Origin of the sequence: Glaciecola sp. SC05, assembly GCF_041380235.1 — a bacterium.
In the GTDB taxonomy this organism is placed as follows: domain Bacteria; phylum Pseudomonadota; class Gammaproteobacteria; order Enterobacterales; family Alteromonadaceae; genus Glaciecola.
The window spans coordinates 248,170-267,323 of sequence record NZ_JBGIYY010000004.1 but is presented as its reverse complement, the minus strand read 5'-3'; the positions used below and the strand labels follow the sequence as shown (position 1 = coordinate 267,323).

16 protein-coding genes, 1 tRNA gene and 1 pseudogene are annotated in these 19,154 nt (G+C 44.2%); 5 read left to right on the top strand and 13 right to left on the bottom strand.

Features of this window, described 5'->3' with window-relative positions:
- Positions 1-6 precede the first annotated feature (6 nt).
- The 4 genes from AB9H30_RS05880 to AB9H30_RS05865 all read left to right on the top strand — a co-directional run bounded on the left by AB9H30_RS05880 (position 7) and on the right by AB9H30_RS05865 (position 8,447).
- Complete coding sequence (locus tag AB9H30_RS05880) at positions 7-2,886, top strand: TonB-dependent receptor domain-containing protein (RefSeq protein ID WP_371193713.1); 2,880 nt, start codon at positions 7-9, stop codon at positions 2,884-2,886.
- 109 nt (positions 2,887-2,995) lie between these two features.
- Positions 2,996-4,504 (top strand): tryptophan halogenase family protein, encoded by a 1,509-nt coding sequence (locus AB9H30_RS05875; RefSeq protein WP_371193712.1) that lies wholly within the window; start codon positions 2,996-2,998, stop codon positions 4,502-4,504.
- A 53-nt stretch (positions 4,505-4,557) separates the two neighbouring features.
- Entirely contained in the window at positions 4,558-7,077 is a 2,520-nt protein-coding gene (gene pbp4b, locus AB9H30_RS05870) for a penicillin binding protein PBP4B (RefSeq protein ID WP_371193711.1), read from the top strand.
- The gene (locus AB9H30_RS05865) at positions 7,077-8,447 is read left to right on the top strand and encodes a Na+/H+ antiporter NhaC family protein (RefSeq protein ID WP_371193710.1); all 1,371 of its coding nucleotides are present in this window, start codon (positions 7,077-7,079) and stop codon (positions 8,445-8,447) included. Before pbp4b ends, AB9H30_RS05865 begins: the two co-directional genes overlap by 1 nt.
- A 24-nt stretch (positions 8,448-8,471) precedes the next feature.
- Here AB9H30_RS05865 and AB9H30_RS05860 read toward each other — a convergent pair whose 3' ends face one another.
- From AB9H30_RS05860 to AB9H30_RS05840, 5 genes are all read right to left on the bottom strand, one after another.
- On the bottom strand, positions 8,472-8,888 hold the full coding sequence (locus AB9H30_RS05860) for a VOC family protein (protein WP_371193709.1): 417 nt from the start codon (positions 8,886-8,888) through the stop codon (positions 8,472-8,474).
- Positions 8,885-10,330 (bottom strand): aldehyde dehydrogenase family protein, encoded by a 1,446-nt coding sequence (locus tag AB9H30_RS05855; RefSeq protein WP_371193708.1) that lies wholly within the window; start codon positions 10,328-10,330, stop codon positions 8,885-8,887. Before AB9H30_RS05855 ends, AB9H30_RS05860 begins: the two co-directional genes overlap by 4 nt.
- Before the next feature lie 137 nt (positions 10,331-10,467).
- A complete protein-coding gene (locus tag AB9H30_RS05850) occupies positions 10,468-11,769 on the bottom strand; it encodes an adenylosuccinate synthase (RefSeq protein WP_371193707.1) in 1,302 nt (433 codons plus the stop codon).
- Positions 11,770-11,905: 136 nt separating this feature from the next.
- Positions 11,906-12,091, bottom strand: a complete 186-nt coding sequence (locus AB9H30_RS05845) for a DUF2065 domain-containing protein (protein ID WP_371193706.1) — start codon at positions 12,089-12,091, stop codon at positions 11,906-11,908.
- A gap of 22 nt (positions 12,092-12,113) precedes the next feature.
- Positions 12,114-12,971 carry a co-chaperone YbbN gene (locus AB9H30_RS05840; RefSeq protein ID WP_371193705.1) on the bottom strand — a complete coding sequence of 286 codons (858 nt, stop codon included), beginning with the start codon at positions 12,969-12,971 and terminating at the stop codon, positions 12,114-12,116.
- A 138-nt stretch (positions 12,972-13,109) separates the two neighbouring features.
- Here AB9H30_RS05840 and AB9H30_RS05835 point away from each other — a divergent pair, with 138 nt between their 5' ends.
- Positions 13,110-13,418, top strand: a complete 309-nt coding sequence (locus AB9H30_RS05835) for an Mpo1-like protein (RefSeq protein ID WP_371193704.1) — start codon at positions 13,110-13,112, stop codon at positions 13,416-13,418.
- Positions 13,419-13,536: 118 nt separating this feature from the next.
- Here the strand turns inward: AB9H30_RS05835 and AB9H30_RS05830 are convergent, their stop codons facing one another.
- The 8 genes and pseudogenes from AB9H30_RS05830 to AB9H30_RS05795 all read right to left on the bottom strand — a co-directional run.
- Positions 13,537-14,631, bottom strand: coding sequence for a PQQ-dependent sugar dehydrogenase (locus tag AB9H30_RS05830; protein ID WP_371193703.1), 1,095 nt, complete (start codon positions 14,629-14,631; stop codon positions 13,537-13,539).
- A gap of 3 nt (positions 14,632-14,634) precedes the next feature.
- On the bottom strand, positions 14,635-15,117 hold the full coding sequence (locus tag AB9H30_RS05825) for a Dps family protein (RefSeq protein ID WP_371193702.1): 483 nt from the start codon (positions 15,115-15,117) through the stop codon (positions 14,635-14,637).
- A 47-nt stretch (positions 15,118-15,164) separates the two neighbouring features.
- Positions 15,165-15,635 (bottom strand): copper chaperone PCu(A)C, encoded by a 471-nt coding sequence (locus AB9H30_RS05820; protein WP_371193701.1) that lies wholly within the window; start codon positions 15,633-15,635, stop codon positions 15,165-15,167.
- A gap of 228 nt (positions 15,636-15,863) precedes the next feature.
- Entirely contained in the window at positions 15,864-16,334 is a 471-nt protein-coding gene (locus tag AB9H30_RS05815; RefSeq protein WP_371193700.1) for an isoprenylcysteine carboxylmethyltransferase family protein, read from the bottom strand.
- 354 nt (positions 16,335-16,688) lie between these two features.
- A tRNA-Thr gene (locus tag AB9H30_RS05810) sits at positions 16,689-16,764 on the bottom strand.
- 53 nt (positions 16,765-16,817) lie between these two features.
- Positions 16,818-17,963 carry a 5-(carboxyamino)imidazole ribonucleotide synthase gene (locus AB9H30_RS05805; RefSeq protein WP_371193699.1) on the bottom strand — a complete coding sequence of 382 codons (1,146 nt, stop codon included), beginning with the start codon at positions 17,961-17,963 and terminating at the stop codon, positions 16,818-16,820.
- Positions 17,960-18,448 carry a 5-(carboxyamino)imidazole ribonucleotide mutase gene (purE, locus tag AB9H30_RS05800; protein ID WP_371193698.1) on the bottom strand — a complete coding sequence of 163 codons (489 nt, stop codon included), beginning with the start codon at positions 18,446-18,448 and terminating at the stop codon, positions 17,960-17,962. Before purE ends, AB9H30_RS05805 begins: the two co-directional genes overlap by 4 nt.
- A gap of 173 nt (positions 18,449-18,621) precedes the next feature.
- Positions 18,622-19,056, bottom strand: a pseudogene (locus AB9H30_RS05795) (M20/M25/M40 family metallo-hydrolase); the annotation flags it as partial.
- Positions 19,057-19,154 lie beyond the last annotated feature (98 nt).

Genomic DNA, 19,154 nt, shown 5'->3' with positions numbered 1-19,154 from the left:
CGCACAGTGAAGTTAAATAAAATTGCACTAGTGCTAGCCATGTCAGGTCTCGGAGTCAACGCCGTCGCCCAACAAGCTGCTGAAGAAAACACTGATTCAAACCAAAAAGTCGAGCGTATTGAAGTAACTGGATCGAGCATTAAACGAACCAGTTTGGAAGGAGACTTACCGCTTACCATTATTTCTCGCGCCGAAATTGATGCTGCTGGTATCACCTCTGCCGAACAGCTTCTACTTCAATTAAACATTTCCTCTAACTCAAACGACAACTTAGCCAGTAACGCAGGTATCGTTGGCGGCGAAGAGCGCGGGAACAATGGCGCATCAAGCGCAAACCTGCGTCAACAAGGCGTTGGTTCAACACTTGTTCTTTTAAACGGGCGGCGTATTGCAACCCATGGTTTAAAAGGGCGATCTGTTGACTTAAACTCAATTCCCTTCGCCGCCATTGAGCGCGTTGAAGTGCTTCGCGACGGAGCATCCGCCGTGTACGGAACTGATGCAATTGGTGGCGTAATTAACTTTATCCTAAAAACCAATTATCAAGGCGCGCAAATTGGCGCATTCGCCGATCACACCGAAGGTGGCAGTGGCAACATTTATCGCTTCAACGTGCTTGCCGGTACCGGTGACTTAGAGCGCGACGGTTTCAATATTATGGGATCTTTAGCGTATAAATCAGCTGAAATATTACGCGGTAACGATCGCGACTTCACTAACACATTCCAGCCTGAAAGAGGTCTCTCTCCGGATACTCGCGGAGCACCATTTGCATCGGTAAACGACCGGTTTAGCCGTCCAAACGATCCTACTTCTAGCCAGTACAACTTAGTCGGCTCTGGCTTGATTAATCCAAATACTGGTTTAGAAAACGATGTGTTAAACGTACTTGCACTGCCCGGTCAACCTGGTTGTGATGCAATTGAGAATATGGGTCCAGACGGTGCTGACTTGTGGAACCGAACGCGTAATTTAGGTGTAAGTTGCTCATGGGATTATCCGCGTGCTTCGGTTTTACAACAGCCGGTTGAAAACATCGACTTTGTGGGTCGCGGTACGATCAAGGTCGGAGAAGATTCTGAAGCGTTTATTGAGCTTCTTGGCTCAGAAGTGGTTTCCAAAAAAGTCTTTGAACCTAACCAAATCACCCCGTGGGCAATTGGCGCGGGTGACTGGGATACATTTGGCGGCGGATTTTATCCAAGCACGGGTGATTCGTATGACTATATCGTTAACGCTCTATCTGACTTCTATGGTGCGGACCAATTAAATATCGGCGCGCCTATTGCCTATCGCTGGCGCTGTATGGAGTGTGGTCCTCGCGAAATTGAAACCACTACCAAATCATATAAAATTCAGCTTGGCATTGAAGGTGTGATTGGAGACTGGGATTACAAAGCGGGATTATCTCGCTCCGCTAACGAAGCAGAATCAGAACTAGGTGACGGTTATCATTTTGTCTCTGGTTTAGCACAAGCACTGGGAACCGGAGTCTTGAATCCCTTCGTTCTGCCGGGTCAAACTCAAACTGCAGCGGGTTTCGCAGCGCTTGATGCAGCCTCAGCACGAGGCGTGGTGTTATTTGGTGGTGAAACGACCATGACACAGCTAGATGCCTCTATCTCAGGTGATACTGGCTTTGAACTCGGTCTTGGTGGCGATACTATCTACGTCGCAGCAGGTATCGACTTGCGCCGCGAGGCTTACGCTTTTAATGGCGACCGTCGAGCGGCTGAAAACCGCCCCACAATTTATGGCGCTCCATTTGATGATGCTAACGCATTAGAAGATGTTAGCCGAGACATCAAGGCCGTTTTTGTAGAAGCATTGGTTCCCGTGGTTGATAGCCTAGAGTTAAACCTTGCCATCCGTCATGATAATTATGATGGCTTTGGCGGCACAACTAATCCTAAAGTGGGTTTCAAATTTACGCCCATTGACGAATTATTGTTCCGCGGTGCATATAGCACTGGCTTCAGAGTGCCAAGTTTCAACCAGTTATTTAATGGCCTAACTGCAGAACCCTATACGGGAACTGACTTAGCCAACCCATTCTTATGCACAGATGGCGTTCCCGATCCTAGCGATCCAAACTGTCAACCTATTACACCTGCGATATTCTTTGGTGGTGATACGGAACTTGGTCCAGAAGAATCTAAGCAAGCTAGCTTTGGTTTCTTATTGGCCGTAGCTGGCGTTGTCGTTAATGTTGATTGGTGGCAGATTGAAATTGAAGGCACCATCCAAACCCCAGGCTTTAGAGAGTTAATCGAAAACCCAGAACTGTTTAGAGATAACTATGTGTTCGCTCAAGATGGTTCAATTGCTGCAATCGATCGACGCTTTATCAATGCCGGTGGTCGCGAGACTAGCGGTATCGAAATTGGCGTCGTCACAAAGGGCGAATTATGGGACGGCACTTGGGGCCTGAACTTCAATGCTAGCTACTTGATTGAGGATCGTGTTCAAGAGCGTGACAATGCACCTTTTGGTCCTAACTTAGTTGGTACTCACTCTCGTGGCAACATCCCATTACGTTGGAAGCATACCCTTTCATTAAATTATGCCTATGGCGACTTCAATCATACTCTGACACAAGTATTCCGTGCAGGTTACGATGACGAAACACCACCAGGCGTAGCTTCGGGTGAGGCAAATCCGCCGCTTTATGATGAAACGGTTGATAGTTACCTGATCTATAACTACAGCATGAATTATACAGGCTTTGACGATATAGAACTGATTGTTGGTGTGAAGAACCTGTTTGACACAGACCCACCGTTTACAGCTCACCAGAATGACTTCTCACCTGGTGCAGCATTTGATCCACGTGTTGCTGATCCTCGCGGAAGAGCTTACACCGTGCAGTTGAACTACAACTTCTGATCAATTAATAGCGGAATAAAAGGCGATAGATAAGACTATCGCCTTTTTTATTGGCAAATACTGCAGGCTCAGGATTGTTTCATAACACTAAGCCATTTATGATAACGATATGGAAAATAAGCAAAAATCAAAGATTGTAATTGTTGGCGGCGGCTCGGCAGGATGGATGTCAGCGGCGGCTTTTTCACATATTTTACCAAGTGAGCAGTACGCTATTAGCTTGGTGGAATCCGACAGTATCGGAACGGTATCGGTAGGCGAAGCGACCATACCCGCTATCCTTGAATTCAATCAAATGTTGGGTATTAATGAAGCTGAATTTCTCGCTTTTACCCACGGCTCCTTCAAACTCGGCATTGAGTTCCATGATTGGTACAAGAAAGGGCATCAGTACATGCATCCTTTTGGACCATATGGTGTTCCGATGCAGGGCATACCCTTCCATCACTATTGGCTTAAAGACAAACTACGGGGCAAAGAGCAACCGCTATCAGACTATTGCTTGGAATATCGAGCAGCCCTGCACAATAAATTTTGCCATCCGCAGCCACAATCGCGTTCCGCACTGGCAAATATCAAATATGCTTATCATTTTGATGCGATTAAATATGCAGAGTATTTATCGGCTTTCTCTATGCAGCGCGGTGTTAACAAGATTAAGGGCGATATCAAAAAAGTCCATCAGCAAACAAACTCTGAGGATATCAAAGCGGTAGAGCTCGCTGACGGGTCGTATATCGATGGCGATATTTTTATCGACTGCTCAGGCTTTAAGGGTTTACTTATTGCACAAACCTTAAAGGTGGGTTTTGAAGATTGGCGGGAATACCTGCCCTGCGATTCGGCAATCGCGCAACCGAGTGAATCGTTAGCCGAGATTAAGCCCTACACCATTTCAACTGCTCATGATTGTGGCTGGCAATGGCAAATCCCTTTGCAGCATCGCATGGGTAACGGCTTTGTATTTTCTTCAGAGTTCCTCTCAAAAGAAGTCGCCATTAATCGCTTAGCAAAACGATTGCCAAGCAAGGCTTTGGCCGATGCACGACAGCTAAAATGGATTAACGGTAAACGTAAACAAGCATGGAAGAACAACTGTATTGCTATTGGCCTATCTGCCGGATTTATTGAGCCATTAGAATCTACGGGCTTGCAGCTTATTCAGTCTGCGATCATGCGTCTACTTTCTCTGTTTCCTAGCGGACGATGCGAGCCAGCGAATATCAATACTTATAATAGATACACCGACGATGAGCTATGGCGTATCCGCGACTTTATTATTCTGCATTATAAGGCTACAGAGCGTGATGACTCTGAGTTTTGGCGGTATTGCCGTAATATGCAGATACCCGATTCGCTGCAAGATAAAATTGAGCTATACCAAGCCAGCGGCCGTTTATTCAGAGAGAATAATGAGCTTTTTAATGAAATCAGCTGGTTTTCAGTCATGAATGGCCAAGGTCTAATACCGAGGGCCTATCACCCCTTGGCTAACCATTTGGAAGAATCTCATCGTCAGCAAAACTTGTCTCATATTGCTGGGGCAATGCGTGAAGCGGAGCAGCATATGCCGAACCATAAAGTGTATTTACAGCAGTACTGTAAGGTGAAGATATGAAGCGCTTTGTAGCTTTACTACCACTCAATTTACCTCTATGTGATAGGCACTAAATGAAAAATAAAGTCCTTAAATCAATCCTGATATTGTGTAGCTGTGTGTTTATTGCGAGTTGCGTCAGCTCAAGCTATACCCAACTGCCATCGGTTAACTATAGTTTTAGAGTGAAGTCTTTGGTAATGCACTACACCGCGATTGATTATCAACGCTCGGTAGACGCACTAGTAAAAGAAGGCTTCGTAAGCTCCCATTATTTAGTGCCTGAAAGCAACGACCCCAGTTACCCATACAGCACACTTAAAATCCTGCAGCTAGTAGATGAGACAGAGCGCGCTTGGCACGCGGGGCAGGGTTATTGGCAGGGGCGCACAGGCCTCAACGATAGCTCAATTGGCATCGAAATTGTCAATGTCCCCAGATGTTTCGAAAATATTGCGGCGATGCAGGCCGCTGGCATGGCGTCACGGGCCGAACACGGTGCAAATCGTCTGTGTATTTTCCCCGACTTCGATCCTAAACAAATTGAACTAGTTATTGAATTGAGCCGTGACATACTTGCTCGGAATCCGGATATTTCACCCACTGCAGTCGTCGGGCATTCGGATATTGCTCCTTCTCGCAAGAGCGATCCTGGGCCGAGATTCCCTTGGTATCAGCTGTATCAAGCTGGGGTTGGTGCGTGGTATGACGATGATACTCTGGCTAGATACTGGCAGCAGTTTAATCAATCGACTCCAAATATTGGATTATTGCAACGAGCGTTAGGTACCTACGGATATGGGATCATTGAAACCGGTATACTTGATCAGCAAACCGTCGATACTTTAAGCGCATTTCAAATGCACTTTTTACCTTGGCAAGTAAGTGGCAGACCCGACTCAAGCACCGCAGCGGCATTATTCGCGCTCTTAGAAAAGTATTTCCCCGATGCAATCGAGCAATTGATGCAGCGCTATGAAACTGAGTCCTTAGCTTCCAGCGCCATCATGCCCTTAACAAAAAACGATAGCCTGCTCTCTCAATTAGCGAGCAAGGGCCTATTTGTTGATGAACTTTTGCAGGGCCAAGTTAATAGTATTTTCCCATTGCAACGCTCAGATAAACGCGAAAAAGTAAACAACCGAGCTAGATTCAGAGCTTATGCTGGCTCCGGTAGCATTCATGTTCAAAGTCTTGGTGCAGAAAGTGCCGATATTTATGTAAATGAGCAAAAGCTGAATATTACACAACCTTTTGCTCTTGACGAGCACTATGAATATTCGCTGGCTAAGCGCACACGGACAGGCTTAAATAGCCTAAGAGTTGAGAATATTGTGCCGGCTAACGCGAGCTTATATATTCATATACCCTTCCCAGAAATAATAGCTAATGATAATTCCCGTTTCGACTTCTCCAAGGTCGACCATTTAATTGAGCAAGATATCGAAAACGGTTTTCCAGGTGCCGTTTTGCTGGTCCTTCACAAAGGTCAAATCATCAAGCACAGTGCCTATGGCTCTGCACAAAAATATGACAGCAATGGTGAGTTGCTGATTACCTCCCGACCAATGTCTGTTGATACACGTTTTGACCTTGCATCAAACACTAAAGTATTTGCGACGACCTTAGCGATTATGAAATTAGTAGATGAAGGTAAAATAGCCCTAGACAACAGTGTTTCAAATTATTTGCCTGAATATAGCGGCGAAGGCAGAGAAGGTCGAAGCGTTGCAGACTTGCTTGCACACGCCTCTGGATATAACAGTGAAGTGAAGTTCTTCAGAGCGGACAATCCTCTGGGCGAAAGTTTTCACTCTCTAGATGCAAGTGTTACTAAAGACTTATTGCTCACTAAGCTTCCATTTACCAACGGCAGACAAACCCAGCAAACCTATTCAGATACTAACTTCATGATCTTAGGCTTATTGGTCGAAAGAGTTACTGGGATGGCCTTGGATGAATATGTCGAACAGCAAATCTACAGGCCGCTTGGTTTGGAGTCTTTGCAGTTTAACCCTCTTAACAAGGGTAAACAAAGCGCTCAATATGCAGCAACCGAAATTCGCGGCAATAGTCGTGGTGGTAACGTGAGCTTTCCTGGGATCAGGGAACATGTCTTGGCGGGCGAAGTACATGACGAAAAAGCATTTTACTCAATGCATGGCGTAGCTGGACATGCCGGATTATTTGGCAATGCTAAGGACCTAGCATTGCTATCACAATTGCTTCTCAATGAAGGCGGATACGCTAACACATCGCTGTTTAGTAACACAACATTGAGCCGTTTCGTCACCCCTCGGTATCGCAAGAACTCAATGGGACTGGGCTGGCGACTAGCTGCCGACGATTCATTAGCTTGGCATTTTGGTCCTTACGCTAGCAACCGTGCGTTCGGACATACGGGTTGGACCGGCACAGCAACCTTAATTGACCCTGAATATGATCTGGCCATCATATTGCTCACCAACAAGAAACACTCACCTGTCACATCACAAAGCGGCGAGTTAACGTTTGAAGGTGATGCCTTTGAAACTGGCCGATATGGCAGTGTTATGAGCTTAGTTTACGAAGCCGTATTTAAAGGAGTCAACTAATGGATTGGTTAAGTATATTACCGCCAATTATTGCGATTACGGTCGTATTGTGGAAAAAAGAAGTCATTTTAGCGCTACTTTTATCTATCTTCAGCGCCGAATTTTTACTGACATTTAACAGTCAAGTATCACTGCTGGCCACCCCTATAAATACCATAGAACGAATTGTCAGCACGGTCGGCGATGCTGGCAACGCACGCATCTTAATATTTTCACTAATGGTAGGCGCCCTACTTGCATTTATTCGTGACTCCGGGGGCGTAGCGGCGATGGTGAACAAGCTGATCGGCTCAGGGATAGCTTCCACAAAACGCCGAGTTGGCGGTATTACTATGTTTACCGGTATTGCCGTTTTTATCGAATCGAATCTCAGTGTGCTTACCGCTGGCATATTGGCCAGAGGCCTGTTTGATAAATTTAAAATGAGTCGAGCACGGCTGGCCTATGTCATAGATTCGACTAGCGCCCCAGTTTGTATACTGATTCTCTTAAACGGTTGGGGAGCTTATATACTAGCACTGTTGAGTACCTATGAGCTTGAGCAAAACCCTCTTGAAATTTTATGGTCGACCCTACCGTATAATGTTTATGCGTGGCTCACTCTTGTAGTAGTCGCATATACCATTGTTACTGACCGTGTGCATGGACCAATGAAACAAGCAGAAGTAGATCTGCATAGCACCGACACTAAATTAACCGTAACTGAAGCTAGCAAAGCGCGCTTTATGTTGGTGCCGATGATGGTGATGATTGGTGGAATGCTCGGTTTTATGCTTTGGACAGGAAATGGCGATTTAACCGCGGGAAGCGGCAGTAAATCAGTGCTTTATGCGACCTTTTTAGCCTGCATCGTTGCCTACATCATGCTCGTATTTGCAAAAAAGACTGATCACAAAGGCGCATTTAAGATGGGGTTCAACGGTATGAGTGAATTATTGCCTTTGGTAACTATCGTATTACTCTCGATTACCCTTGGAGCAAGCCTAAAAGAATTAGGCACCGGTACATTTGTAGCAGGGATTGTAGGTAATCATCTTGCGCTATATCTTATTGTACCGATGTTGTTTGTGGCTGGCGGTATCATCTCGTTCACCACCGGCACGTCATGGGGCACCTTTGCGATCTTAATTCCTATCGGCATGCCTCTGGTGCAATCCTTAGGTTTGCCGCCCGAGATTGTTTTAGCGGCTATATTAGGGGGCGGTATATTTGGTGACCATTGTTCACCCATCTCTGATACAACGGCGATAAGTTCGTTGGCTGCCGGTTGCGATTTACTTACTCATGTAAGAACACAACTGCCTTATGCCCTAGCCGTTGGCGGTGTTACAATTGCCGCTTACATAGGTATCAGTTTGGTGGCTTTTTAGCCAACAAATTAAGCTTAAAGCGACTTATGACGCGAATAGCTGCGTCATATCTTCAAAGTATTTGAACTCTAGAGCATTGCCGCTAGGGTCGAACAAGAAAAACGTGCCTTGTTCACCCACTTCTCCCTGAAATCGAATATATGGCGCAATATGAAAATTATAACCGGCTTGCTCTAATCGGAGGGCCAATGCCTCCCAATCTGCTTTTGGCAGAACCAAACCAAAATGAGGTACGGGAACAGATTTGTTGTCGACCTGATTAGCCGCCTCACCCTGTGGCATTCGATCGACTAAATGTGTCACTAATTGGTGCCCATAAAAATCCCAATCAATCCACTGTTTTGAACTGCGACCCTGTCCACATCCAACATGTTCGCCATAAAATAGTGCAGACGCTTTGAGGTCTGTAACCGGTATTGCCAAGTGAAAAGGTGAAATCATCCGATAAACCTATTGAGCATGAATTTTTTAAATGTTGTAAATGGCGCATATCTGAAATTGTTTTCAAATATAAAGCTACGTTTCATAACGGTTTTTTCATGACTAAAGGTGTCAAAGCCATATTTGCCATGATAACGCCCCATACCGCTACTGCCAACCCCGCCAAAAGGTAGGGCATGATTAAGCATAAACATAGTGCAGTCATTTATACACATGTTACCGGCAGCAACGTTATCGATAAATTCTGCTTCATAGCTTTTATCATTCGTAAATAAATACGCAGCCAAAGGCGGTGGTCTTTTATTAATAAAATCAGCCATACTTTGTTTTGACGGCATCACTACAATCGGCAGCAAAGGCCCAAATATTTCTTCTTGCATAATGGCTGAGTTTGGATCTGGATTTAGTAATAAAGTGGGTGACACGTAACACGTATCGAGATCTATTTGTCCGCCGTAAATGACGTTTTGACCATCTAAATAACCGGCCAAACGCTGACAATGACGCTGATTGATGACCCTTCCGTATTCCTCTTGTTGCTTAGGATCAAGCGAATACTGAGATTCAATGGCCTTCTTTAAGGCCGCTACAAATTCATCGAGAGATTCTTGTTTGATCAAAACATAATCTGGTGCAATACAGGTTTGACCTGCATTCATCCACTTTCCCCAAACAATCCGATTCGCTGCGATATCAAAATCAATATCACTGTCAATGACGCAAGGGCTTTTCCCGCCTAATTCAAGCGTAACTGGAGTAAGATGTTCAGATGCGGCGCGCATAACAATTTTGCCGACTTGTTCCCCTCCAGTGTAGAAGAACTTGTTAAAGGGTTGAGCAAGCAATGCACTTGTTTCTTCCTTCCCGCCTTCAACCACAATCACTGCTTTTTTATCAAGGTACTCAGGCAGTAATTTAGCAATAATCGCGGAGGTATTTACAGCGAGCTCTGAAGGTTTAACCACTGCGCAATTTCCAGCCGCAATTGCAGCAATGAGCGGGCTCAGCGTCAGTTGCAAAGGATAATTCCACGCACCAATAATAAGCACAGAGCCAAGTGGCTCAGGATAAACAAAACTTTTTGCTGGTTGCGCGACTAAAGGCGTCGACTTCTTTACCGCTTTAGTCCACTTCTTTAAATGTTTCAAAGCATGTTTTATGTCAGATTTCAAAAAGCCAATTTCAGTGACATAAGCTTCATGTTTACACTTTCCTAAATCCTGATAGAGGGCTTCACCAATGGCTTTTTCATTGTCATTTAACAATTTCAGAAACGCATCTAGCTGAGACTTTCTCCAGCTTATTGAGCGAGTGGCACGACTTGAAAAGTAACGATTTAAACCTTCAAGCAAGGATCCGTAATCAAATGGCTGCTGCCAAGAATCATTGTTTTGGTCATTTCCGTGCTCAGCGGAGGGTGTGGTGTCAGAACTTTCAGACATAATTTAATTTCCTTTGGGAGCGTAAAATTCAAACAAACACTTCTGATTCGACAACATTTGGTGATAAAAAAAGCGGCCTAAGCTATGCAAGACCGCCTACTTTAATACTATTAGGACGTTTTTGAGACAAATAGGTTCTATGCTTCGGCAAATGGATGCCTAAGCACCATGGTCTCACTGCGATCTGGTCCCGTCGAAATGATATCTACAGGGACACCGGTAAGCTCTTCGATACGGTGAATGTAGTTTTTAGCTGCCTGCGGTAACTTTTCATATTCAGTTACCCCAAAGGTTTGCTCATTCCAACCAGGCATATCTTCATACACAGGTTCAATTGCATCGTAGCCCTCGGCGGCTAACGGCGGAGCAGTTGTTACTTTACCCTGGGCATCTTTATAACCAACACAAATGCGTAATGTGTCTAGACCGTCAAGCACGTCCAATTTGGTTAAACAAAAACCCGTTACTGAGTTGAGCTGAACTGCTCTGCATATTGCAACCGCATCAAACCAGCCGGTGCGGCGCTTTCGGCCTGTTGTGGCGCCAAATTCATGTCCCTTAACACCTAAATGTTGTCCGATCTCACAATCTAGCTCAGTCGGAAACGGGCCTGAACCAACACGTGTAGTGTAAGCTTTGACGATCCCCAATACATAATCGATGCTTAATGGGCCAAAACCTGCGCCAGTCGCAACGCCGCCAACAGTAGTATTAGATGAAGTTACATAGGGATAAGTACCATGGTCTATGTCAAGCAAAGTTCCTTGCGCGCCTTCAAACATGATCGATTGTTTATTCTTTTTCGCATTTTCTAGCAGTGCCGTTACGTCTACTGAAAGCGATTTAAATAAGTCAGCTACGCTGAGAGCTTCAGCAAGCACTGTGTCATAATCAACAGCGGGCTGTTTGTAGTATTCTGTGAGCATGAAGTTGTGGTACTCCATGACCTCTTTAAGTTTAGCGGCAAAGTCTTGAGGATTAAACAAATCACCTACACGTAATCCACGGCGAGACACTTTATCTTCGTATGCAGGACCAATACCACGACCAGTTGTACCGATAGCTTTAGCGCCTCGGGCTACTTCTCGAGCAACGTCTAGAGCAACGTGAAAGGGGAGGATCAGTGGACAGGCTTCGCTTATAACCAAACGCTCTTTTACCGGAATGCCTTTGTCTTCTAGCATTTTCATTTCGGTAAGCAAGGCCTGCGGGCTCAATACCACACCATTGCCAATAACACAGGTAACGTTATCTCTTAATATTCCTGATGGGATAAGATGTAAAACCGTCTTTTCGCCATCTATAACGAGAGTGTGACCAGCATTGTGGCCTCCCTGATATCTCACAACGTAAGACGCTTGATTGGTGAGTAAGTCAACGACTTTACCCTTGCCCTCATCACCCCATTGGGTGCCGAGCACTACAACATTTTTTGCCATGGAATTAAATAGTTGATTAATTAGGCGCAGATTCTAGCAAATTTAAGCAAACATGTTGATAGTAAATATCGTTTAATTTGATAGAAATATCGAATGTGCATTATCACCATAAAACATGAAGCCGGCAGGCAGGTCTTTAAACCGTTATAAAATAAAGTCCTAGCACACCTGCAACTATCAATACCGCGCCAATACGCCGCAGTGTTTGACTAGGTTGCTCACTGATTTCACGCAAAAGTACTCGCCATTTGTTAGGCAACAGCAGCGGCCCTAAACCTTCGATAATCATCAGCAAACAAATTGCTATTAGAAAAGCATCCATAGTTACTTTACGCGACTAATACTTAGTACAACAAACTGTATATTTTACGACGAGATTTAGATTTTAAAGGCTCACCGTCTGGTAGCGCATTGATCATATCGAGCGTGTTTTTTTTTGCGTCACTAAAGTTTAAATCTTGATGCAATACTTCAAATAATAGTTCGAGTGCCTGCTCTGTTTTGTGTGCTTGCTGCAGTTGAATAGCCACTTTTATTTTTAAATCAAAATCATCAGGGTTTTTAGTCAATTCTTCTTGCAAGGCCAATAGCTCTGGAGACTCTGCGGCTTTTTCTGCCAGTTCAATCTTGCCCATAATTGATTGGTAGCGAGCGTCTTGGTCGGCCAATCTAACTTTAGACATAAGCGCCTTCGCTGTCTCTAACTGTCCAGTTTCGATAGCAAAGTCTGACAGTAAAAAACGGCTTTCTATATTCTCAGGGTTAATATCAAAAGCTTGTTTGGCTAGTGTAAAAGCCTGCTGCATATCTCCTGATTGACCAGCAGTAACGGCTTGCTCTAACATCGCTTGTTCTGGGCTAGGAAGATGCTGGGAAAATGTTTGTTGAAGTTGCTCTAGCGTTTGCGCGCCAGCAAAACCATCCACCGGCTGTCCATTTTTGATTAACATCGTCGTGGGTAAATCCTTCACACCAAACTGCTGCACAATTTCAGGCTGCTCGTCGCAATTTACCGTTGCAAGTACTAAAGCCTCTGGATGTTGTGCCGTCACCGCTTCAAGGGTGTTAAGCATTTGTACCGAGGCTTCATTCCAAGGTGCCCAAAAATAGGTGATCACCAATTTTTGTTGACTGCCTTCAACAATAACCTGTTTAAAATTCTCGATATTGAGGGCAATTGCCAAAGAGTGTTGTTGTAACATATGCATCCATATAATTTGCTAGCTTACGGATGATTATGGTGATGATAATCACTTTTGCAACCATATTTAGTATTTAACTTGGTGCAAAAGTGCGTGATAATTATGACACATCTGGTCAAAGCTGAGAGCCGTTGATATATGAGCAAACCGTTTAATTCATTTTCAGAGTTTTATCCCTACTACTTAGCGGAGCATGCTAACGCGACCTGCAGACTCCTGCATTTTATAGGGTCATGCTGTGTATTAGCGCTTATCGCTGCTGTGATAACAACAAGAATGTACACGCTGCTTTGGTTTGTTCCACTTATTGGCTATGGCTTTGCCTGGGTCGGACATTTTTTTTATGAGCACAACAAACCGGCTACGTTTAAACATCCGTTTTATAGCTTTCTAGGGGATTGGGTCATGTTTAAGGATATCTTGATTGGAAAGGTTTCTCTGAAATAATCGTGGTATACATGTGAAACACGCATCACTTATGCGTCAACAAATCGAATCCTTTGGAAAATAAAAAGGTTTACGAGCAACACACCGTAAACCTTTTTAATGAAGACAAAACTGTCGTTTATTTCGTGGGGTGTATCTTTAAAACTTTGCCATTGGCGGCATCAGTTATCACATAAAGATTACCATCTGGACCTTGTACTACATCTCGGATCCTGTAATCAAGATCTTCTAACAAATTACGTTGTGAGACAACCTTATCACCATCCATTTCTAGGTGTTTGAGATACCTGAATTTCAGTGAGCCGATAAATAGGTCACCCTGCCATTGCTCAAACGCATCACCGTTATAAAAAGTCATACCACTAGGTGCAATTGAAGGATCCCAATAAATTAACGGCTGACGCATTCCGTCCATTTCAGTCTCGTCGGTAATAATTGAGCCATTATAATTCACCCCATAGGTAATTGACGGCCAACCGTAATTGTCACCCTTACTTAGAATGTTGATTTCATCACCTCCCTTAGGGCCATGCTCATGTGTCCATATCTCACCCGTTTCCGGATGCATTGTCATTCCTTGAACATTGCGATGACCATAGCTATAAATCTCTGGTGCAGGACCGTTTATGAAAGGATTGTCAGCAACTGCTTGCCCATCTTGAGTCACTCTGACGACTTTACCAAAATGTGCATCTGTTTCTTGCGAGCGTTCTTTAAATGAACCCCGGTCGCCTAATGAAATAAACACGTCACCCTTTTTATCAAAGGTAACTCTGCAGCCAAAATGAAAGGCCGAGTCAACTTTTGGGAGTGCCTGAAACACGCGGCTAACATTGGTTAATTGGCCACCTTCTAACGTACCTTTATGCACTTCACTCGACTGCCCGCCCTCTCCTGCCACCGATAGGCAAACGTATACCTCATTGGTCTCAGCGAAATTAGGATGCACCGCTAAACCTAGCATTCCTCCCTGCCCTTTGGTAACCGCTTCGGGTAAGCCTGAAATTGGCTCCGAGAGCACGCCGTCAGGTTTCATGTGCCGTAAACCACCAGTGCGTTCTGTAATCAGTGCACTACCGTCAGGCAGAAAAGCGATACCCCACGGGTGCTTTAACCCATTAGTCAATTCTGTCACTTCAAATTCAACCGCGCTCGCACTCTGAGCACTAAGAATCAATCCGCTTGCTAGGGCTGAGAACAAATATTTTTTCATAGCTTAGTTGCCCTTTGGAGCTTGTGTTGCACGAAGCATCCAAGCTGTTTTTTCATGCACACGCATACGATCACTGACCAATGCCGAAGTAGACTCATCGTTTGCATTTTGAGCGAGTTTTAAGGCGTCTCTACAGGTTTTAACGACTGCTTCATGGCCTTGTGTTAATAGGGTTACCATTTCGGTTGCGCTCGGCACCCCGTCTACCTCGCGAATGCTGCTGAGCTCGGCAAAGGCTTTGTAAGTGCCTGGCGCCGCAACGTCTAGTGTACGGATACGCTCAGCAACATCATCTACCGCAATAGCGAGTTCGGTGTAGTGTTCTTCAAACATTAAATGTAACTCTCTAAACTGCGGACCTGTAACGTTCCAATGAAAGTTGTGGGTTTGAAGGTATAGTGTATAAGAATCTGCCAGTAAACGTTTTAGGCCTTCTGCAATTGCATAACGATCGGTCTCGTTGATGCCAATATCTATTTTAGACATGCTGGTCTCCGGTATTGGTTTTTATTCTAGTTAAAAGTATATTTTTGTTACTCTACTGCGGTTCGCATATCTCGAACATTTACCGTGGTTGATTTAACCGAGTCATCGGCGAAAGCTAGCTCGAGTTCGAAGGAACTGTTGCCCAGTAATGGGCCGGTCAAGCCCATAATCATAAAGTGCATGCCGCCTGGCTGAAAGGTTATCGTTTCACCTGCTTTGATTATTAGCCCATCTTCTAACTCTTGCATCCGCATCATATTATCGACTACCACGGTATTATGCATTTCGACCATGCCAGCAACACTTTCGTCTGCGCTTGCAGAGACCAAGGTAATATCATTTTCAGTAGGATTGCTCAGTGTGATATAAGCGGCACCCGTTTTAGCCATTTTGAAGGTTTCTCGGGCCCATGCGGCCTCAATTACAATATTCTCAGCCATGGACTTTTCAGCATGGTTATGAGCTAGGCTATAGCTTGAAAACAACAAGAAGAAACTGATTAGTAAGGTATGTTTCATAAATATACTGCCGTAATTTTAATTTATTATTGATAGGAACGTAAAAATAACGCTAGCGCTACACAGCTACAAGGTTTATTGCCTTATAGTTAGTATATGAGGCCTATGATTACGAATTTAAACAAACAATGGCTTAATTTTGACTACTCTTTTTACTTTGCAAGCTTTTGGATACCAAAAGCGATAAAAAGTTTACTTTATTACTACTGTAGGGTGCCGCTAAATTGCTCAGAGCCAACGACGGACACGCCGCTTATAGTGTGAGTAGCTCTCACCAAAAATTAAAGATAAAGCACGTTCTTCTGGGAGTATCTGGAACTTGGTCATGAACGCAATGAATAATACTGCCCAAACTAAAGAATAGGGTTGCTCGAGTCTTACTATTAGCCCAAGAATAATAAACAGCATACCCAAATACATAGGATTGCGGCTGAATCGATACATGCCCGAATCAACCAGTGCAGAAGCTTTGTCAAGTTTCAATGGATTGACTGTGGTCTTGGCTAGCTTGAAAGAAACAAGACCCGCAACTCCGCTGAACAAACCTAAGATGATAAAAACTAACGCGATATATACGTTCATTCCAGAAAGTAAGCCTGACATTGGAAACATTTTATCGCTTAACCAAACAGCAAATAACGCTGCTATAAATACAATAACAGGGGGGATTTTCAACTCAAACCAGTGATGTGAGGACATACAATAGACTTAAAGTAAGATACAAAGCCTAATTATACTACTAAGTCCCTTTAAAGTATTTGGTGTTATTTGTACTTAATAAAAAGCGCAAATGTAATCTTAGGTTGGAAGTTTAAAATGGTGCCGACTACCGGAATCGAACTGCTGACAATAAACACTACTGATTTATCAGTAGGCACCTGTTCGAGCTGGATCAAAACGAAGCGCAAATGTAATCTCATGCTGGAAGTTTAAAATGGTGCCGACTACCGGAATCGAACTGCTGACAATAAACACTACTGATTTATCAGTAGGCACCTGTTCGAGCTGGATCAAAACGAAGCGCAAATGTAATCTCATGCTGGAAGTTTAAAATGGTGCCGACTACCGGAATCGAACTGGTGACCTACTGATTACAAGTCAGTTGCTCTACCAACTGAGCTAAGTCGGCACACTTTTTAAAACCTTTTTGAGCGGCGAAGTTTATGAATTTATGAGCGGATGTCAAGCATCAACTTCAATTAAGCGCAATGCCTCCTGTTTTAGCAATGGGAAGTATTCCTCAGGTAAATACTGCAATAACTGCAATAGCTTATTACCCAATTCAAGGTAACTCGATGCAACCACGTTGATATGACCCATTTTACGCTTTGGTCTTAATTTTTTGCCATACCAATGTAAATGACAACCTGGGATACTGATTAAATCTCGCGAAAAACTGGTGCAGCCAATGATATTAATCATCGCAGTGACACTATTGCTCGTGGTATCTCCGAGTGGAAAGCCCAATATTGCTCGAATATGTTGCTCGAACTGGCAGGTATCTGCACCATGCTGCGTCCAGTGTCCGGAGTTATGCACTCTTGGTGCTATTTCATTAACCATGATCGAGTCTTTGGTTTGAAATAACTCGACTGCTAGCACTCCCACATAGTTTAACGCGCCTGAAATACTCTGAAAAATATCTATTGCCTGCTGATGTACCTTAGCCTCAAGATTTGTTGCTGGGGCAATAGATACATGCAGTTGCCCCTCGTGATGCAAGTTTTCAGCGATATTGAAACACGCGATTTTGCCGTGTGCACTGCGCGCACCGATCACTGAAATTTCACGGTCAAAGGCTATCATTTTTTCGGCAACCAGCGGCACTTTCACTAAATCTAAACTGGCAAAAGCATGTTTGAGTTGTTCGAGCTCATCGCGATGCGAGAGTCGCCACTGTCCGTAACCATCGTATCCGTCACGGCTTGCTTTAAATATGAGTTTATCTCCTAAAGCATTGAGCACGTCGTCTAACTGGGAAATCTGAGAAACAATACTGTGTGGGCAGTTGGCTATATGATTGCTGTCTAAAATTTGTTTTTCGCGAATGCGATCTGCACCCGTTAAAATCGATCTCATATTAGGAAACAATTTACCGGTTTTTTCAGCCAAATTTAGTAAATCTTCAGGCACATGCTCAAACTCAGCTGTCACTACATGTACATCTGACACAGCGTATTCAATCGTCATATCCAGCTTTTCTTTGGTCATTGGGTTGACAACTTCGCGTGAATTCACATCCACCGCATATACGTCAACACCTAATGGTGCAGCGGCCAAATACATCATTTGTGCGAGCTGGCCTGCTCCAAAGACGAGTACTTTCATTCAAGCTCCAAGCTTTGATTTGCGATTACCGTATCGGTTTGTTTCTGTCTGAAGGCAATCACGTTTTCGCGCACGCGCGTGTCTGTCAAAGCAATAACCTGTGCCGCTAACAGACCTGCATTTGCCGCTCCAGCTTCACCTATCGCAAGCGTGCCTACTGCTACGCCTTTAGGCATTTGTACGATTGACAGTAATGAATCTAAACCGCTCAATTGACTTGAACGCACTGGGCAACCGAACACCGGTAAGTGGGTGTGGGCCGCAATCATGCCAGGTAGATGCGCGGCACCGCCGGCACCTGCAATAATTACCTGAAAGCCTTTTTCGGCAGCGGTTTCAGAAAACTCAGTCAGCAACGCAGGCGTGCGGTGAGCAGAGACAACTTTGGCTTCAAAAGAGACGCCTAAATTTTGCAACATTTTTGCTGCCTGCTGCATGGTAGGCCAATCAGACTTAGAACCCATTACTATTGCCACTTGAGCCATGAAGTATCCTTTTGAAGATAGTACGTGAGAGAACAATACATATACGGTTGTATCGCCTTGTTTCTGCAATCACGTGGTGAAAACTCGACATTATAGGCAAAACAAACAAAAAGAGCGACAACTGTCACTCTTTTTCATTCACATATTGCTGCTAGTTTCAGTTTATTTAATTGCTATTGACCCTTATTTAAATAATCGATAGTCATGTTCGTGAGTAGTTTGACGCCAAGTTTCATACCGCTGTCGTCCACAAAAAACTCAGGTGTATGATGCGCTGGAGCATCCTCTTCAGCCACATCGAGAGGCTTACCGCCCACCCACAAATATACACCGGGCACTTCTTTTTGAAAGAAAGAAAAGTCCTCGGCACCGGTCACTGGCTTACTATTTATCACATTGTCACTACCCGCAGTGCGCACTAAAGTAGGTAACATTTGATCCATTAAGTCGTGATCGTTAAACGTAATCGGGTAGTTATAGTCCAACGGTAAAGTCAGTTCAGCAACCGTATTCATACTGTCGGCAATGCCTTTTACTTTGCGAGGAATGGCTTCATACATATGTTCACTCAACGATACCTCGATGAGCCTATCAGTGCCTACAACCTTAGCTTAAGCGTATTTTTATTGCGAGCGACATCCTTAAATTATCAGTTTTTACTAGTTATTTTGACTGTATCGGGCTTACTCGCTATCCTGCGCACTGT

Bases quoted from the DNA above. Each gene is read 5' to 3' on its own strand.
- purE (WP_371193698.1), bottom strand. From the start codon at position 18,448: ATGGCTCAAGTGGCAATAGTAATGGGTTCTAAGTCTGATTGGCCTACC.
- AB9H30_RS05840 (WP_371193705.1), bottom strand. From the start codon at position 12,971: ATGTTACAACAACACTCTTTGGCAATTGCCCTCAATATCGAGAATTTT.
- AB9H30_RS05830 (WP_371193703.1), bottom strand. From the start codon at position 14,631: ATGAAAAAATATTTGTTCTCAGCCCTAGCAAGCGGATTGATTCTTAGT.
- AB9H30_RS05805 (WP_371193699.1), bottom strand. From the start codon at position 17,963: ATGAAAGTACTCGTCTTTGGAGCAGGCCAGCTCGCACAAATGATGTAT.
- pbp4b (WP_371193711.1), top strand. From the start codon at position 4,558: ATGAAAAATAAAGTCCTTAAATCAATCCTGATATTGTGTAGCTGTGTG.
- AB9H30_RS05865 (WP_371193710.1), top strand. From the start codon at position 7,077: ATGGATTGGTTAAGTATATTACCGCCAATTATTGCGATTACGGTCGTA.
- AB9H30_RS05850 (WP_371193707.1), bottom strand. From the start codon at position 11,769: ATGGCAAAAAATGTTGTAGTGCTCGGCACCCAATGGGGTGATGAGGGC.
- AB9H30_RS05815 (WP_371193700.1), bottom strand. From the start codon at position 16,334: ATGTCCTCACATCACTGGTTTGAGTTGAAAATCCCCCCTGTTATTGTA.
- AB9H30_RS05820 (WP_371193701.1), bottom strand. From the start codon at position 15,635: ATGAAACATACCTTACTAATCAGTTTCTTCTTGTTGTTTTCAAGCTAT.
- AB9H30_RS05845 (WP_371193706.1), bottom strand. From the start codon at position 12,091: ATGGATGCTTTTCTAATAGCAATTTGTTTGCTGATGATTATCGAAGGT.
- AB9H30_RS05825 (WP_371193702.1), bottom strand. From the start codon at position 15,117: ATGTCTAAAATAGATATTGGCATCAACGAGACCGATCGTTATGCAATT.
- AB9H30_RS05835 (WP_371193704.1), top strand. From the start codon at position 13,110: ATGAGCAAACCGTTTAATTCATTTTCAGAGTTTTATCCCTACTACTTA.
- AB9H30_RS05875 (WP_371193712.1), top strand. From the start codon at position 2,996: ATGGAAAATAAGCAAAAATCAAAGATTGTAATTGTTGGCGGCGGCTCG.
- AB9H30_RS05860 (WP_371193709.1), bottom strand. From the start codon at position 8,888: ATGATTTCACCTTTTCACTTGGCAATACCGGTTACAGACCTCAAAGCG.
- AB9H30_RS05855 (WP_371193708.1), bottom strand. From the start codon at position 10,330: ATGTCTGAAAGTTCTGACACCACACCCTCCGCTGAGCACGGAAATGAC.